2 protein-coding genes are annotated in these 1,240 nt (G+C 74.7%); both read left to right on the plus strand.

Annotated features, from left to right (window positions below):
• Positions 1–739 (plus strand): SUMF1/EgtB/PvdO family nonheme iron enzyme (locus D7231_RS35070; protein WP_120760417.1); only part of this gene is annotated, 739 nt, incomplete at its 5' end.
• The coding region (locus D7231_RS35075; RefSeq protein WP_147449896.1) for a sulfatase-like hydrolase/transferase at positions 736–1,240 on the plus strand (505 nt) is incomplete at its 3' end. The genes D7231_RS35070 and D7231_RS35075, both read left to right, overlap by 4 nt.

Genomic DNA, 1,240 nt, shown 5'->3' on the forward strand with positions numbered 1-1,240 from the left:
GACGCCGAGGCCGACGATGGCGAGCTGGGAGGCGCCGTTGCCGACACCGAACTCGACGGCGAAGCGGCGCCCGAGGTGGGCGGCGGACGCCGAACGCTTCGGCAGCTCCTTCGTCTTCCACCTGCTGCTCGCGCCCGGCGCCGAACGCCACGTGCTGGGCCAGGTGCCCCAGGCCCCCTGGTGGCTGGGCGTGGCGGGCGCCCACTGGCGCGCCCCCGAGGGCCCCGGCTCGGGCGTCGAGGAGCGCGCCGACCACCCCGTCACCCACGTCTCGCACGCCGACGCCCTGGCCTACTGCGCCTGGGCCGGCGAGGGCACCCGGCTGCCCACCGAGGCCGAGTGGGAGTACGCCGCCCGCGGCGGCGCCGAGGGCCGGCGCTACCCCTGGGGCGACGAACTCACCCCGGGCGGGCGGGAGATGTGCAACATCTGGCAGGGCGACTTCCCCCGCCGCTACACCGGCCCCCGCCGCCCCGGCACCGTCCCGGCCGCGGCCTACGAGCCCAACGGCTTCGGCCTGTTCAACACCTCGGGCAACGTCTGGGAGTGGTGCGCCGACGCGTCCGGCCCCGGTCAGCGGGCCATCCGCGGCGGCTCCTACCTGTGCCACGCCTCCTACTGCAACCGCTACCGGGTCGCCGCCCGCTCCCGCAACACCCCCGACTCCTCCACCGGGCACGGCGGCTTCCGCTGCGCCCGCACCCTCCCCGCCGCCGATGCCGAAGGACCGCGCCCGTGAAGGCCGTTCTGGTCATGTACGACAGCCTCAACCGGCACCTGCTGCCGCCCTACGGCGCCGACTGGACCCACGCCCCGAACTTCGCCCGGCTCGCCGCCCGCAGCGTCACCTACGACACCTGCTACGCGGGGTCGTTGCCCTGCATGCCGGCCCGGCGCGAACTCCACACCGGGCGGCACAACTTCCTGCACCGCGGCTGGGGCCCGCTGGAGCCCTTCGACGACTCCATGCCCGAACTGCTGAAGCAGCACGGCGTCCACACCCACCTGGCCAGCGACCACCAGCACTACTGGGAGGACGGCGGCGCCACCTACCACACCCGCTACAGCACCTGGGAGTTCTTCCGCGGCCAGGAGGGCGACCCGTGGAAGGGCCGCGTGGCCGGGCCCGCGCCGCCGCCCGACCTGCACTCCTCCCAGAACGACCTGTGGCGCCAGGACTGGGTGAACCGCCAGTACCTGGACACCGAGGAGAAGCAGCCGCAGACCCGCACCTTCGACG

Origin of the sequence: Streptomyces klenkii (genome assembly GCF_003626645.1) — a bacterium.
GTDB lineage: Bacteria > Actinomycetota > Actinomycetes > Streptomycetales > Streptomycetaceae > Streptomyces > Streptomyces klenkii.